The sequence below is a fragment of the Magnetococcales bacterium genome (assembly GCA_015232395.1).
In the GTDB taxonomy this organism is placed as follows: Bacteria; Pseudomonadota; Magnetococcia; order Magnetococcales; family JADFZT01; genus JADFZT01.
Genome location: JADFZT010000087.1, coordinates 1 through 15,731, shown reverse-complemented (window position 1 = coordinate 15,731; position 15,731 = coordinate 1). Strand labels below are relative to the sequence as shown.

Genomic DNA, 15,731 nt, shown 5'->3' with positions numbered 1-15,731 from the left:
GGGGCCGATGCCGGTGGAGGGGATGCTGGCGGGGCCGATGCCGGTGGAGGGGATGCTGGCGGGGCCGATGCCGGTGGAGGGGATGCTGGCGGGGCCGATGCCGGTGGGGCCGATGCCGGTGGGGCCGATGCTGGCGGGGCTGATGCCGGTGGGGCTGATGCCGGTGGGGCTGATGCCGGTGGTGGCGATACTGGATCCGGGGCTGAAGCTGGGGGGGATGCCGGAGCCGAATCCGGTGATAGCACGGGGGATGGCAGCAGCGCCTCTTCCGGAGATGGCGGTGGCGGCACATCGACCTCGGGAGCGGATGGCGGAGAGAGTTCAGGAGGGGATAGCGGAGATGGTGGATTTGGTGATGTGGAACCCGGTGAAGAGGGATATATATCCAGTCGAGGTGGATCGGGAGCCGATGGGGTAACGGCTGACAGCGAGGTGTTGGCCCAGGGATTTGCCGGTGGCAGCGACACCCCGGCCCAGGTGGATGGCTTTGGCTCTGATGTCACCGAGGAGGCGACCCAAACAGAAGGGTTTGGTGGAGAGGATGGCGGGCGGGCCTTGGAGGAGGTCGAGGGGTTTGGCTCTGAAGCGACTGAGGAAGCGGCCAAGCCGGAAGGATTTGGCGACAGCGAAGCCACTGGCGGGTTGAGCGAAGCGGGTCAAAAAGCCCTGGAATCGGACGACTACAGCCCTGGTGATGAAGAAGAGGAAACTGGCGAGGAAGAAGAAACGCCCGAAGAGGGGGATTATAATCTGGCCGAAGCCGGGGAAGAGAGTGGAGAAGAAGTGGATTTTGAAGAGCGCGATCCCGACGGAGTGGTCGAAAAAGAGGCCGAAGAGGGTGAAGAGGAAGATGAGGAGAAGGATGGCCAGGGCAGACCCAAAGGCAAACCCTCCTTCACCGCCCAGCTCAGAGCCATCGCCGTCGGCTTTCACCAGGAGCAAATGGCGATGATGAAAAATATTTTGGAGATGAGAGAGACCGCCAAGAAGAGTCAACCCAACGATGGTGCTGATCTTTGAGATCCCAAGCCACCCGGATCAAATAACCGGCAGGTTCAGATCCCGCCACCCCAAGAGCCCTCAACTATCTATCCCATAATCCGTAACACGTATCCTGACATCTATTACACGATCACCGCCACCCGATATCCGCCATCCACTTCCCGAAAGCCACTCTCCGCTATCCACTCAATACCCCTGGTCCTGTTCAGCCAGCACCAAATCCCAAATTTTTTCGGTTTCATCCAGCACCTTTTCCGCCCGGGAGACGATCCGCTCAGCCATGGCCAGGTTGTCCTCCAGGGTGGTGACTTCCAATGACAACGACTCCCCCACCCCACTGACAATTTTCCCCACCTGCAAAACCCGCTGATCCTGCCCCTGAAACCCGGTATGGGCTTTTTTTACCAAGGTGTTGATACTCTGCACCATGTCGATAATGCGCTTGGCCTGGGCACGTTTTTCTCCGGTATCAATAAATCGGCCTTGCAACTCTTCCAAACATTTTTCCAGCACCCCGGCGCTGTTTTCCAGCAGGCCCACCGACTCCCGGGAAAGATTTTTCATCTCTTCGGAATAGACCGCAAAACGTCCCCCGCCGCCCCCCTCCCCCCCCTTGGCCTCAGCCAAAGCATTGGTGGCCAGCAGGTTGATCCGCAAGGCGTGTTCCTTGAGGGTCTGGATCTCCTTGACGACGCTACCAGCGAGGCCCCGGGTGGTGTCGGCCTGGGTGTGGAGTTGATCCAACCAGGGGCCGAAACCTTCGAGCCCACCCCGAAATTTGACCAAACGATTGGCAGCCTCTCCCACCAACTGGCCGTTGCTCTCGACAAAACCGGAAAGAGCGGTGGTTTCGCCGGGAAGGGCCGCTATGCGATCTTTCTGTTTTTGATAATTTTCCATCAACTCCCTGGTGGTAAATTCCAAATGCTGACCGGAGCCATGGATGGGGTCCAGACTGCTGCCCAGGGTATCCAGGGCGTTGCGTATCGAAGAAGCGGAAACAGCCCGCCGGGAGGTGTGAACAGCCAGCACAGCCCAACAAAAAGCCCCTCCCCCCACTAAAGTGACGATCATCAGGGTGACCAACCCCTTGGTGGTAATCTCATACCATTGGCCGATCTCCTGGGAGCTGCTTTTGCCCAGATTTTTGGTGAGCAGGATGGCCTTTTGCAGATTATCCTCCAGGCGCTTGGTTTCGTCATCGAGCCTGGAGAGGGTGCTTTCCAAAACCTCCTGGTGGGCGGCTTGGGCCTGTTTCAGTTCAGCCGGAGTGGCCTCTTGGGACAACGCCCCCATGACCAAAAAATCATATTGATAAATTTCCCGGATGAGAGAGGCTTGGAGATGTTCGATATCGCCATGGACCTTTTCCACCCCCCGCAGGGCCGTTTTGATTTTTTCCAGCTTCCCTTCACGCCCCCCCGGCCCCACCCGCTCCAGCCACCTCTGGGCAATGTTGCTCCCCTCCAGAATGGACTGCACCGCCCGCTTACCCGCGTTGACAAACCCTTCATTGGCCAGCTCCAGGCTGGAGCGGTTGCCATTTCGGGCATAGAGCAATACCTCGCCAAAGCGCAGGGATTGCTCCAGCTGTTGCTGGGTAATATCGGTGACGGCTGCAATCAGGGGAATGGACTCCCGGTCCACCCGCTGAAGCTTGGTATGCAGACGACCAATTCCGGCCAACCCCAGAAGACCCGCCCCCATCATCAGGAGGGTCATGATCAGATAAAGGCCGATGATCTGGTTGGATAGTTTGCTTTTTTTCAGCATTAAAATCTCTCCCCAACCGCCCCGGAGAATCAAAAAAAGTCACTCCAGGAGGGTGGTGGTCAAGCTGGTCAGTGGATGGCCGGGTATTTCGGCTTGTATTGTTTTTTTCCCCAACCACCCTCCCACAGGTCAATTGAAAAGCTGGTAGACGGCAAACACGATCAGCACCGGATAGAGCACAATGGAAAAGTGGTCCAATCTGGCAGCCATCTCCTCTTTGCCCTTTTCGTGGAGGGAGCTTGCCAGCACCGTCTCCAGGATCGAAAAAAAGATCAAATAATAGGTCATCATGAAAAAGATATCGCTTTTGACCAGATAGCCCACATCAAGCTTATTGACGTTGTGGAAGGCCATGGCGCTCATCATGGAGGTAATACCCACGGTAAAGCGGGAGGGGGTAAACTCAAAATTAATGAAAAACAAGGAATAAGCGGTCAAGACAATGATCGTCAGGGGCAGCAGTTTGATGATGTATTCATAAACATCCCGCTCCAGATGAATGTGATAGTTGTATTGGGAGTGATCCAACTGAAAAAGCTTGCCCAAATATTTGGGGTTGCGATAGCTCCAGATCGCCTCTTTGCCGCTGGTAAAATGAATGTGCTCCCGATCTTTCCAGGAACGAATATCCAGATGCTTGCGCAAAAAGGTGTCATCAGGAATATCGGTGACCAGAATCAGATCTTCCTTGTTTTTCACCTTGGGTTTGATACGAATTTTAAGAATCTGCCGATCAAAGGGATAGTCGTGGAGAGGAAACTGACCCTCCATGCGGGCGCTCACCTGATAGGAGATAAAATTGTTGTGGGTCTTTTTGTCGAAATATTTTTCCCGCACCTTGGCCGCCAGCACCTTGCCGTGGGTCATCTCAAAGTTGAGCTTTTTATTTTGACTGGGATCCCAGCGAAACCAGAGAAGAAAGTCGGCAACAAAATTGGAGTCGATGGGATCGAAGGATTTGATCTCCTGAACGTGGAGCCCGGTAAAGACCACGGTGGTACGTTTCATGGAGGTGTTGCCCATTTGGAACGCCTTTGAGCGTTGCTTGCGGGCTTTTTCCAGCTCCGGATATTTGACGGCTGTCAGCTGAAAGCGGGCGGGAAGATAGCGACCCTCAATCACCTGCCCCATGGCGATGGCCCGGCGACTGGCCCCCTCCTCATTGAAATAGATGGGGCCGGAGACACTGGGCAGGGCATCCTCTTCATTGCGGATGCGGCGCAAATGATTGCGAATCCCTTCCCGATCAGGCCCTGCATTGCGAATCCCGGTGGCAAAAAGCTTAACGGCTTCGTAGCTGTTGGTAGCAACCCAGTCGGGGCGTACCTGATAGGCCTCCAGATAGTTGGCCTGATAGTGCTTGGAACTCTCCCCCAGCAGATTGGCCAGATAAGGTGTGACCGCATAGACGTTGTCGGCGTAAACCCCAGCTTCGTGGATAAAGTGCGGTCCCCCCAGGCTTTCCGCCCCGACAAAGCCGGGATTGACATCGTTATCCCTGAGAAACTTGATCACCTTGGCTGCGAGTTTATAGTTCATGGCCAAAAAAATCATTCCGGAAGCCTTGAGGGGCTCCAGTTGCGCCCGCAGTATCTCCGGATCAAAACCATTGGGATCCAACTCCACCACAGCGGTGGGGGTCTGCCCCTTGACCCGCAACTCCCGGACAAAATATTCCTCCAGGGAGCGGCCATAGGTGGAGCTTGAGCGGATGACCCCGACATCCTCAATGCCCAGCCCCTTGACCACATAGTTGGCTAAAAAAACCGCTTGATAAAAATCATCCTGAATGACACTGAAGTTCCAGTCGTTGCTGGAGGTGACCTTGGGATTGGTGGCGCTGGGCGTGATCAGGGGAATGCTGTTTTCCCGATATATTTCACTCGCTTCCAGGGTGGCCCCACTGAAATAGTGCCCCACGACCCCAAGCAGATTTTCAGTTTGGGCCAGTTTTTTTGCCACAGCCAGGCTCTGGCCACCCCCCTCCAAATCGCTGGCATCGTCCACCACCACCCCTTCCAGGTGGATATCTCCCAACTCACCACTGGCGTTGATTTCATCGATAGCAAGGAGCGCCCCTCGGCGCATGGAGAGCCCGACATCTTCAAAAGAGCCGGACATGGGGCCGCCAATACCCAAATAGTAGACCTCACCCCGGCTTTTAGGCGCAAACCAATAGTACCCAAGCCCCAGGAGGAGCATCACAGCGGCCAGAGTTACCAGCTTTTTTTGCAGGGAAGAGAGATAAAACATGGACTCTTTTTAACAGATTATCCCCATCCGGCACCAAACAGAAAATGAGCCGGAAAACCTATTCTCCCCCCTGCCGTCCAGGTCACTCCCATCCCCCCCCACCGAAGTGCTGCCCTTTGAGCCCGGCCAAGAGATCATTCCCGTGATATCTCCCCGGTAGCAAAGCCCTGATTTTGATCCGTGGCGTCATCTCCCGGCTCCACTTCCCCATCGTCAAAACCCTGACTTCCAAACCCATCTTCCCCCTCTTCATCCCCGGGATCGATCTCTTCAAACCCCTCGCCACTGGAAAAACCCCCAAAGCCATTCAGCGGCCTGTGGGTGATATCCCCGGCCAATCCACCAGATGGGGCCAAATCTTCTTCTGCCCAAGCGGGTCCGGTCCGGGAAAGCATCACCAGAAAACCCAGAAAGCCCAAGAAAAACAAAACAATCATAGGTCGCACCAAAAAAGGCCACTCTGCCAAAAAAGGGGTTCGTCTCATCACCGACTCCCAGATAAACGCTCTCAATCGGGCTCAATCCAAGAAGGGCCTGCCATAAAACAGACTCTCTGACTACCAAGCACCCCCTCAATCATAGCCCATGGGCCCCGATCAGACCGGTAAAATCGTACCAAACCGTCCGCCACCGTCCTCTCTTTTGTGATCCCCCAACCACGCGGTCTGGACGACGGATGGGCGGAAAGATTATGCTAGGGTGGATTGGAATTGCCAACGCCATTGACCACCACCAGGAAGGTTCCACGCCATGGCTCCGCCACCCCGCCGGAAAAAAAAGGCCGGCAAGTTTCACGAAGCCCTGGCCCCTGGTGCCTACCTCCATCAATACAAGATTGTCAAAGTCCTGGGTCAGGGCAACTTTGGCCTCACCTATCTGGCCGAAGACGATAAACTCGCCATACAGGTGGCGGTCAAAGAATATTTCCCCCGGGAAATCGCCCTGCGTGACGCCACCGGCCTGACCCGCCCCAAATCCAGCCAGGATGAAGACAACTACCAGACCGGACTGAAGCGCTTTCTCCAGGAAGCCCGAACCCTGGCGGGTTTTCGCCATCCCAATATTGTCCGGGTGCTCAATTTTTTTGAAACCAATCAAACCGCCTATATCGTCATGGAGTATGAAAAAGGCGAGAGTCTGGCGGCGCTTTTCAGGCGAGCGCTACAGCGCAGCGAGCCGGAACTGGTCAAAATGGCCACAGCCATCACCGATGGCCTCCATGTTCTGCACTCCGCCGGTTTTTTGCACCGGGATATCAAGCCGGAAAATATCTATATCCGGGATGCCGATCAAAGCCCGGTTTTGCTGGACTTTGGCGCCAGCCGCCACGCCATGGGAGAGGAGACCAAAACCCTCACCACCTTCCTCACCCCCGGTTACGCCCCCTTCGAACAATATTACGCCTCCAGCAAAACCCAAGGCCCCTGGACCGACCTCTATGCCCTGGGGGGAGTGCTCTACCGGGCGATAAGCGGTGATCGCCCCCTGCCCAGCACCGAGCGCTCCTCTGCCCTTTTGCGAGGCTCTCCCGACCCTCTCCCTCAAGCCACGATGGTGGGCAAGGGGTACTATTCCCTGCCTTTTTTACAAGCAGTGGATCATGCCCTGGCGATCCTGGAAAATAAACGCCCCCAATCCGCCAAGGCGTGGCAGGAAGAGTTGCTGGCCAGCACTGGCAAACCAACCCCGTCGGGGGTTACGGAACTGGGGGGGGTGCAACTGGCCCATGAGCTGGAAACCATCCAGGCGGTCAGAGCCGATCAGGGGGGGATTCTCCCGCCTACCGAGGCCCCCACCCTCCACGCTGGCTTCGATGAGGCCGCCACCCTCATCGCTACCGCAGATGAAGCCGCCACCGTGGTCATGCCGCCCGACCCGTCCACCACTCAAAACACCGTCGAGACCCGCACCATCAATGGTGCCCCGCCCAAGCAGGGCAAAAAAGCCAGTTTTCTACAAATTTTTCTGCTCCTGGCCCTGATCGGTCTGGGGACAGCCGTTTATCTCCACCGCCAACCCCCTTCTTCCGCCAAAAGAGGCTTTTCACCCCCGCAAGAGGTCGAAGAGCCGGCATCAAACGATTATGAGGGGGTGATGGCCAAGGCCCATGAGGCCTACGCCCGGGAAGAGTATGCCCAAGCAGTCAGATGGCTCGAACAAGCCATGGTCGAGGAAGAACCCGACGCCCCGGTCTATCTGGCAGAAATGTATCTGGAGGGCCAAGGGGTTGAACACGATGAACTGGAGGCAGCCAAGCTCTTCATGAAAGCCGCCGAGGGGGGGCACACCCATGCCCAATTCCGGCTGGCGGAGCTACTCATCGAAGGACGGGGGGTGACCCAGGATTATGATCTGGCCATGCTCTGGCTGAGAAAATCCGCCGAAGCGGGGGAAGTGCCAGCCAAAGCCCGATTGGGAGATATCCTGGCCTCTGGCGAGGGGGGAGTCGAGCCCAACCCTGAAGAAGCCGCCGAGTGGCTGTTGGAGGCCGCCGAGGCAGAGGATCCCTGGGCCCGTTTTCGTCTGGGAGAACTCTACCGGGATGGCCTGGGGGTGGAGCAGGATGTCGATCTCGCGGTCAAACTGTTTCAACTGGCCGCCAGCCAAAACGAACCCCCCGCCCAGATGGCTCTGGGTGAAGCCTATATGGAAGGGCACGGCATCCATCAGGATCTACAGCAGGGGGCTGCCTGGTTTCACAAAGCCGCCGAAAATGGCGATCCCTGGGCTCAGGTCCGTTTAGCCGAACTCTATGCCCAAGGGCGGGGAGTGGTGCAAAACAGCAAACGCGCGACTTTCTGGAACCAAAAAGCCTCGGCAGCTGGAGACCCTCTGGCGCAATATCGTCTGGGATTGGCCATGCTGGAGGGTCAGGGGGTTGCCAAAAACGAATCGGAAGGGATTCGCCTCATGGAGCAAGCAGCCAACAGCGGGGAGCGGGAGGCGCGCATGAAACTGGGGGAGCTTTATCTCCAGGGGCGCGGGGTGTTCAAAGACCCGGAAAAAGCCGCTTATTGGTTTCGCATGGCCGCAGAAGATTAACTGGGTCGGTTTTGAATCAAAATAAAAGATATAGTCGTTCCATTTGGAAATTTGGAAATGGCGCATCTTGATCTGTTTGATAAAAAGGCAAAAAACAAGACCTTGGGGCTGCGCCCCAAACCCGCTGGGGTTGGGAAGGCAAAGTCAAAAGATTAAGATCAACAGACAAACCGTGGGCTCTGCCCACACCCGGAAGGGAGATAATCCCCCTTCACCCCTAACAATAAAAGCAGTAGATGAGGTTTTTTGATTGGAATCAATCTTCTAGCGAAGCGCCTCTCGGGTGAGGGCGATGATTTTTTCCTGCTCCTCCGGCACCATCCCCGAAGAACAGGGTAAGGGTAAAATCCGCCACCAGACCGATTCACTCACCCCTTGCCCACTCCTTGGCGCTTGGCGATAAGGGGCTTGGAGGTGGATCGGCTTCCAGAAAGGCCTGGCATCAATCCCCGCCTCCCGCAACCGCTGGCGCAGCTTTTCCATCTCTTCGGCTGTTCGGTTTTCCACCACCATCCCGGAAAACCAACAAGCACTCACCGAATCCGCTGAAATCGGAAAAGGGGAGATCCCCTGCAGCCCCTGAAAAGCGGACTCATAGCGATCACGAATGCGCTGTTTGGCCACCACCAAACTCTCCAAACGCTCCATCTGGGCACATCCCACAGCCGCTTGAAGATTGGTCATGCGATAGTTGAATCCCACCCGGTCGTGATCATAGCCGCTCCCCACCCGAGCGGTGGTGGTGAGATGACGAACCAACTCCAGCAGTTCCCGATTTTCCCCCACCACCCCGCCACCACCACCAGCAGTGATGGTTTTGTTACCGTTGAAGGAAAAAACCGTCAAATCCGCCCCCAGATCGCCAATGGCCCGCCCTTTATAGCGCGCCCCCAGTGCCGCAGCCCCATCCGCCACCACCGGGAGTCCATATTGACGGGCCAGGGCCATGATGGGGTCCATCTGTGCCGGATTGCCCAACACATGAACCGGCATGATCCCAGCCACCCGGCGACCACTCTGCCGATGGATGAGCTTTCCCTCCCGGGTTTCGGTCTCATCGACCAGACACGCCTTGAGCCCCTCGGGATCGAGATTCCAGCCGTCAGCAGAGACATCCAGCAACCAGGGGTCCGCCCTGCAATAGGCGATGGCATTGGCGCTACCGATAAAGGTCAGTGAAGGCAGAATGACCAGATCCCCAGCCCCAACCCCCAGAGCGACCAGAGCGGTATGCAGCCCAGCGGTACCACTCGCTGTCGCCACACACTGCCGGCTCCCCGAAGCTTGGGCCACCTCCTCTTCGAAGCGCGTGACAAAAGGCCCCACCGAAGAGACGAAGGTGGATTCGATACATTCCTGGAGATATTTCCCCTCGTTTCCGGTCAAGTCAGGCACGGCCAGGGGGATCATCTTGCCAAAGGGGAAGCGTTGGACATGGGCGGGAAAACCTCTATTCGATTTGGGGTTTGCGTGAAAAACAGTGCCGGAATTTTCAGGGAATTGTCCCCAGAAGGCAACCACCTGCGCCAATTTGACCCAAAAGAGCCCCAATCGAAACCCTCCCGGTCAGCCCGGATCCACGCTGACACATGCATAAAGGACCGCAGACAAAATACCGACATAATATTGGCGCAATTCTTGCGATTAACTCCCACGACCGGCGCCTCTCCTAAAGCCCGGACAGACCCTTGATTTCATCAACTGCGCAGCCACTGGATCTCACCATGAGCACTGCCTCCGGCTCCATCTTTCCGACCTTGGGCTCCCCCACACTGGCTGCCTGGATCATGGATTTTTTTCGACAATTGCCGGAAAGATTTCAGGCTGACAAACGACCGATTCTCCACACCAGCGGGTTATTTTTGACGCTGGCGGTTTTGATCGCCCTCATCTGGCCGCCCATTTATGCCGCCTCGGGCTCTTTCATGCTGAAGCGCTCCCAGGAGGGATTTTCCACCCCTACCCTGTCAGCCACCCGCGCCCCTCTCCCAGCCATCAGCCGGGAAGAGCTGGATAATGAAGTGGCTCAAATCACCTCCGAGCAGTTTATTTCCATTGCAGCCCAATCTCTTCTGGCCCACCAGATTCTTGAACTACCCCCCGTCACAGCGCAGCAGAGCAGCTATTTTCAGCGCCTGAAGCAGCTGACAGGAGAGCTGAAACAAGCCCTCACGATCCAAGCAAACCCTGCCACCCAGGCCATTGAACTGACCCTCCAATGGCACTCCAAGGAGAAGGCCCGGGAAATTCTTGCACGGATCATGGGACGCTACATCGCCCTGCGCCAGGGAACCCCTGCCACCCGCAGCCACACCCCTTCAGGCCACCCCTCTCTGCTCACCCCTCTGACCCCGGCCCAGGCTGCCGACTATCCCATTTTTCCCCGGGAACGTCTGCAACTGCCCCTGGGTATTTTGGGGGGGGCTGTGATGGGGTTTTTTCTCCTCGGTTTCATCAATACAGTGCTGGGCCGACCCTTTGGCGCCATAGATAACCCGGCCCGATTCCTGGGTGGACCAGTCAAGCGCCTGACCAGATCCATCAATGCCCTGGCACTGACACTACCCCTGAAACAACTCAACACCTGGCATCCCACTGCCAACCATAAAAAAAGCACTGCCCCCTCTCTCCTTTCAAGCCTCAAGAAAGGGCCGTGTCAAGAAAATGTGGAGACGCCGAAGATAAGCAACAAGTGGCGACTCTCTTTGAAAGTCGGCGGCAAACAGTTGGTCATCGCAGTGATAGCCGTGGTGATACTCCCCATCAGCCTGCTCTCCCTCGGCGGCAAACTGCTGCCGTCAACCCACACCACCCCGGAGCAGGAGAGTCAGATTCAAACCATGGGTTCGTGGTCCCTCCCCGACCGGCCCCAGACCTCTGCCAGCGACCCGCTGATTATCACCCAAGCTCCTGAGCAACCCTTCAGCTATCCCATGGCAGAACTTTTGGCCGCCGCCAAGGCCCCCATCGATCCCCCCATCAACGCACCCCTCGAAGCCTTGGTTCAAGCCCTGGCCATGCCCCCTCAGGAAGAAATCCAATCTCCCACGATTCGCACTCTGGACACCCCCCCGGTCAAGAGTTGGCTGACCAACAGCTACGGCCCCAAACAGAATGATTCGAGCTCAAAACCCCTCATTCACGGCGAAGAGGTGACGATCCTCGACATCATTCCCAAATTTTAGCAGCCCCCCAAACCTTTGTAGCCATTTTTCGACAGCACCAGTTTTGAAGATTGCCTGCGCAACGCCATCTCCCTGGGAGGCGATGCCGACACCCAAGCCGCCATCGCCGGTGCCATTACCGAAACCTATTATGGTGGCCTCCCGGAACCGATCCACACCGAGACACTCTCAAGATTGGAAGAGAGTTTACATCGGGTGGTCCTGGCTTTTAGGACACGATTCATCCCCCAGGATTGAAGTACTACTCTTTTTCAGACCACCGGCAGGTGACTGAAAATAAGCGGCCTGCCCACCTGCAAATACGATTGATTTTTATTTGCTCTTTGACTTACATCAAAAACAGCGTACTATTGATAAGCTTGGGAAAGAGGCCTGGGTGACACTCGGAATGCGCCCTCCAGCCGAAGCAGATCAGCATGATTGACAGGAGCATATCCCAGGTGCGCCGTCGCAGCTGTCAAATAATTTCCATTACTCTCAACACCTTACCCATCCACCAGAAAGATAAGCAGGGGGTCGGTGGTTTTTGATATCATGGTTGAGTCAAATGGCCATGGATTGGGCCAGGCCAACCAGTTGATCTGTATCTGTCCGGGAGGACGTTATCACAAACAGCGGAGTCTGTTTTCATGGGCCAAGTGCTTGGAAGCATCTTTTTTTCACTGATTTTTTTCTGGAGTTTTACCTTTGCCCCAGGTCTCACCTGGGCGGCCCAAACCCCTACCTTTGAAATCATCACCGAAGAGATCTGGCTCACCGAACCGAACCAAAATATCGCCCTCTACGGCCATATCCTACGCCCCGACCCGGACCAATACCCGGACAGATCCTTCCCCACTGTTGTGGCCCTGCCCGGCGGCAAGGGATCCGGCACCGTCATGGTGGATACCGATGAGTATCGCCAGCTGGCTGAAAAAGGGGTTGTGGTGGTGGGCTTTAATTTTCAGGGCCGGGGTAGCGGCAATGAGGGGGATCTGACCAGCGAGGGAGAGGAAGATTGCAACGGCTTTGCAGGTCAGGATGCCTTAAAAACCATCATCGAACATCTCACCGAACAGAGCTACGTTGATGTCAACAACATCGGCCTGCAATCCTTCTCCTTCGGCCTCTCCCTGGCAGCAGGCGCGTTAGGACGCTATCCGGAGCTGCCTGTTCAATATCTGGTGGATATGGAAGGTCCCTCCAACAATTTAGTCACCACTTTCTATGACTCTGACCAGGAGGGGGACCAAATTTGCGGTCATCTGAGCACCCCGACTGATCCTTCAGCTGAAAACCGACTCTTTTGGGAAGAGCGGGAAGCCTATCGCTATATCGGTGATTTTTCCGGATATTATCTGCGCGCCCAATCCGAAGAGGATCATGCGCAAGCGGATGGTTTTGTGGATCACGCCCTGGAGATGATCCGCTCGGCTCTGGCTGGCAAAACCGAACTGGTGCTTCTTAACGGCCAGGAGATGGGCAACCCTGCCAACGACACCTTCCAGGAGACCGAACCGCTCTGGATGCCGGGTGAGCTGGATGATTATAGACACCTGGCATCAAATCTCATCATCCAGATGGCCAAACGCTTTGGGGCCAATCTCAATGAGGATTGGGATATCGAACTCAAAAGACCCTTTGATGTGGAACGGGCGGCCAACGGCAACACCCTGATCACCGATGGCGATGACACCAGCCAAATCATCGGCATCGACTCCCAAGGCGATGTCATTTCCCTCTATCTGGCCCCCTTGAACCACCCCCACAACGCCCTGCGGCTGTCTGGGGGTAACACCCTGATCAGCGATACCGGCAATCATCGCATTCTATTGCTGGATGGGGAAAATCGCCTTCTGTGGGAGAGCGACCAGGTCAGCCTCTCTGACGGCTCCACTCTGAACGCCCCCAACCACGTCAGCCAACTCCCCACCACCCCATCAGACCCAAACGCCCGCTATCTGGTGAGCGACCGCAACAACCATCGGGTTTTGGAGCTTGACGAAACCGGCACCGTCCACTGGCAATATGGGGTGACCGGCGTTTGGGGCTCAGAAGAGGGCCAGCTCAACCTCCCCATCCGCCCGGAGCGCCTGGAAAATGGCAACACCCTGATCACCGACCAGGGCAACAACCGGGTGATTGAAGTGAATCCGGAGGGAACTATCGTCTGGCGCTATCCGGAAAATACTGAAAACAGAATCCTGGACAGCCCCGTGGATGCCGACCGCCTGGAGGATGGCAACACCCTCATCACCGATCAGGGCAACAATCGGGTCATTGAAGTGAATCCGGAAGGGCAGATCGTTTGGCGCTATAACCGACGTCTCTCCTCCCCAACGGATGCCGACCGTCTCACCGATGGCAACACCCTGATCGCCGATGCCCTGAATGGACGGATCATCGAAGTCAACAACCGCAGAAGAATCGTCTGGTCCTATCCTTCCACCACTTTCAAAGGCCAACATCACGGAATTCCACCCCTGTGGGGGCGTTGATGGCAGGTTTTGGGAATTTTTTGTAAGCTGACTACGTCTCAAGGAGTAGTACGACCTGATTGAGGTAGACTTGTTTTTTGAAACGGTGATCTGGAAACAACCTGTTGCAAACGATTGGTTTGGTGAAAAAAATTTCAAACCAGCAACCTGAAGAAGAACGTTTTGAGTGTACTATATAAGACAAAAAACACCTCCTGCTCTCCAACAAAAGGAGCGGTCCCGGTGGAATATCATCGATACTGAAAGCAGGTGAAGGAGCTGTCATGAAGAATAGATCCCTGGCGACCCTGACGGTCATTTTACTGCTACCCCTGCTCCTCCAGAGCGGTTTTGTTTGGGAAGCTCACGCCACGCCGCCAAAAATTTCTGCCAGAACCTATCACACCCTGGCGCTGAAAATGGACGGCACCGTTTGGGGATGGGGTTATAACGCCACAGGTCAGCTGGGCAACGGTGTTGGAGAATACAGCGCCATTCCGGTTCCCATAGCAGAGCTTGAGGATATGATCGCTGTGGCTGCGGGCAACACCCATTCGTTGGCGGTCAAAAGCGACGGCACGGTGTGGGCCTGGGGTTCCAACGTCAAAGGGCAACTGGGCAACGGTGAAGCGGGGGATGGACTCCAGGAGAGCACTCCGGTAGAGGTTCCCGGCTTGACGGATGTGGTCGCGGTTGGGGCAGGTTATGAGTTTTCCGTGGCCCTCAAAGGGGATGGCACGGTGTGGAGCTGGGGCTATAACAACTATGGCCAGCTGGGCAATGGCACCACCGACGACAGCACAACCCCGGTCCAGGTTTTGGATCTGACCCAGGTTCGGAGTCTCTCCCTGGGTGGGGCGCATGTGGTCTCGCTCAAAACCGATGGCTCGGTGTGGGCTTGGGGAGCCAACTATCGTGGGCAGTTGGGAGACGGCACCCTGACCGACCGCTACACCCCGATCCAGGTGGATCTCGACCACATGGCAGCTGTCACCACCGACGGCCCCCACTCCGCCTCTCTGGGGCGTGACGGCTCGGTCTTTGCCTGGGGTTACAACTATTACGGTCAGCTGGGAGATGGCACTACCGACGACAACCCCTCCCCTGTTCAGGCATTAATCACCGACAGCACCGGCATCGCTTCCGGCAAGGCCCACACCCTGGTACTGAAAAACGACAGCACCGTCTGGGCCTGGGGGGGTAACTATCGGGGTCAGCTGGGAGATGGCTCCACCGATTCCAGCACGCTCCCCGTTCGAGTTAAAAATCTGGTCAACATCAAAGAGATCGATGCGACCAACTATTTTTCGGTCGCGGTCAAGTCCGATGGCACCGTGTGGACGTGGGGGGGCAATGATCTCGGAATGCTGGGAGATGGCACCACCGAGGATCAATCGACACCGGTACAGGTCACCAACTGGGACGGAGAGCCTTTTTCGGTGCTTGAGAATGTTGATACGGTGATTATCGATACCGACCGGGATGGGGTGATCGACCAATGGGACGACTGCCCAGGCACGACCCAAGGGATCCCCACCTTTGCCAACGGCTGTGAATACAACACCACCGAGGAATCCGCCACGCTGGATCAGAACACCCTCACCATTCCCGAGCTGGAGACCGAATTCGGCAACTTCAAGGTAACCATGCGGGGTTCCTGGCAAAATCGCCGATTCCGGGTCATCGGAACCACCCCCACCGACCCCTGAGATCGGCTGTCAGGGGCGGTTCACAGGCTCCCTGAGTGACGCAAGCATCTGGAGCGTCCAGGGGATCGGTGCGCTCTCAGTAAAATGGGATCCTTTCAAAGTCTGACGATTCAACCCCACCCTTTTCTGCGGATCAACTATCAGGATTATCTTTTTTGTAACTATTCAGCTGAAGTTTCACCGTTTTTCATTGCTACCAACAGGACAAGGGGTATGAAAAATCGCGCGTCATAAGGCAAACTTTGTGTGAATAAAACTGCCTTGCTTGCTGGTGATTGATAAGTCTTATTCCCTTTTAAAATCAAATATTT

Annotated in this window: 10 protein-coding genes; 6 read left to right on the top strand and 4 right to left on the bottom strand. The window is 56.1% G+C overall.

Going from position 1 to position 15,731, the window contains the following annotated elements:
- Positions 1 to 1,020 (top strand): hypothetical protein (locus HQL52_17415; protein ID MBF0371230.1); only part of this gene is annotated, 1,020 nt, incomplete at its 5' end.
- Positions 1,021 to 1,188: 168 nt separating this feature from the next.
- On the opposite strand, the gene HQL52_17410 is transcribed toward HQL52_17415, so the two are convergent.
- The 3 genes from HQL52_17410 to HQL52_17400 form a co-directional block, all read right to left on the bottom strand.
- Positions 1,189 to 2,775: a hypothetical protein gene (locus HQL52_17410; protein ID MBF0371229.1), complete on the bottom strand. Its 1,587-nt coding sequence runs from the start codon at positions 2,773 to 2,775 to the stop codon at positions 1,189 to 1,191.
- Positions 2,776 to 2,904: 129 nt separating this feature from the next.
- Complete coding sequence (locus HQL52_17405) at positions 2,905 to 5,028, bottom strand: ABC transporter substrate-binding protein (protein ID MBF0371228.1); 2,124 nt, start codon at positions 5,026 to 5,028, stop codon at positions 2,905 to 2,907.
- A gap of 134 nt (positions 5,029 to 5,162) precedes the next feature.
- The gene (locus tag HQL52_17400) at positions 5,163 to 5,513 is read right to left on the bottom strand and encodes a hypothetical protein (protein MBF0371227.1); all 351 of its coding nucleotides are present in this window, start codon (positions 5,511 to 5,513) and stop codon (positions 5,163 to 5,165) included.
- Between the two features lie 265 nt (positions 5,514 to 5,778).
- Between HQL52_17400 and HQL52_17395 the strand changes: the two genes are divergently transcribed.
- On the top strand, positions 5,779 to 8,070 hold the full coding sequence (locus tag HQL52_17395) for an SEL1-like repeat protein (GenBank protein ID MBF0371226.1): 2,292 nt from the start codon (positions 5,779 to 5,781) through the stop codon (positions 8,068 to 8,070).
- A gap of 264 nt (positions 8,071 to 8,334) precedes the next feature.
- Here HQL52_17395 and HQL52_17390 read toward each other — a convergent pair whose 3' ends face one another.
- Complete coding sequence (locus HQL52_17390; protein MBF0371225.1) at positions 8,335 to 9,480, bottom strand: aminotransferase class I/II-fold pyridoxal phosphate-dependent enzyme; 1,146 nt, start codon at positions 9,478 to 9,480, stop codon at positions 8,335 to 8,337.
- 314 nt (positions 9,481 to 9,794) lie between these two features.
- Here HQL52_17390 and HQL52_17385 point away from each other — a divergent pair, with 314 nt between their 5' ends.
- From HQL52_17385 to HQL52_17370, 4 genes are all read left to right on the top strand, one after another.
- Positions 9,795 to 11,255 carry a hypothetical protein gene (locus HQL52_17385; GenBank protein MBF0371224.1) on the top strand — a complete coding sequence of 487 codons (1,461 nt, stop codon included), beginning with the start codon at positions 9,795 to 9,797 and terminating at the stop codon, positions 11,253 to 11,255.
- A gap of 54 nt (positions 11,256 to 11,309) precedes the next feature.
- Positions 11,310 to 11,492, top strand: a complete 183-nt coding sequence (locus HQL52_17380; GenBank protein ID MBF0371223.1) for a hypothetical protein — start codon at positions 11,310 to 11,312, stop codon at positions 11,490 to 11,492.
- Between the two features lie 392 nt (positions 11,493 to 11,884).
- Positions 11,885 to 13,732, top strand: coding sequence for a hypothetical protein (locus HQL52_17375; protein ID MBF0371222.1), 1,848 nt, complete (start codon positions 11,885 to 11,887; stop codon positions 13,730 to 13,732).
- 263 nt (positions 13,733 to 13,995) lie between these two features.
- Positions 13,996 to 15,420: an RCC1 repeat- and reductase domain-containing protein gene (locus HQL52_17370; protein ID MBF0371221.1), complete on the top strand. Its 1,425-nt coding sequence runs from the start codon at positions 13,996 to 13,998 to the stop codon at positions 15,418 to 15,420.
- Positions 15,421 to 15,731: the final 311 nt, after the last annotated feature.

What these genes read in the sequence shown, in the direction of transcription:
- HQL52_17410 (MBF0371229.1), bottom strand. Translation starts at nt 2,775, where the DNA reads ATGCTGAAAAAAAGCAAACTATCCAACCAGATCATCGGCCTTTATCTG.
- HQL52_17405 (MBF0371228.1), bottom strand. Translation starts at nt 5,028, where the DNA reads ATGTTTTATCTCTCTTCCCTGCAAAAAAAGCTGGTAACTCTGGCCGCT.
- HQL52_17400 (MBF0371227.1), bottom strand. Translation starts at nt 5,513, where the DNA reads ATGAGACGAACCCCTTTTTTGGCAGAGTGGCCTTTTTTGGTGCGACCT.
- HQL52_17395 (MBF0371226.1), top strand. Translation starts at nt 5,779, where the DNA reads ATGGCTCCGCCACCCCGCCGGAAAAAAAAGGCCGGCAAGTTTCACGAA.
- HQL52_17390 (MBF0371225.1), bottom strand. Translation starts at nt 9,480, where the DNA reads ATGATCCCCCTGGCCGTGCCTGACTTGACCGGAAACGAGGGGAAATAT.
- HQL52_17385 (MBF0371224.1), top strand. Translation starts at nt 9,795, where the DNA reads ATGAGCACTGCCTCCGGCTCCATCTTTCCGACCTTGGGCTCCCCCACA.
- HQL52_17375 (MBF0371222.1), top strand. Translation starts at nt 11,885, where the DNA reads ATGGGCCAAGTGCTTGGAAGCATCTTTTTTTCACTGATTTTTTTCTGG.
- HQL52_17370 (MBF0371221.1), top strand. Translation starts at nt 13,996, where the DNA reads ATGAAGAATAGATCCCTGGCGACCCTGACGGTCATTTTACTGCTACCC.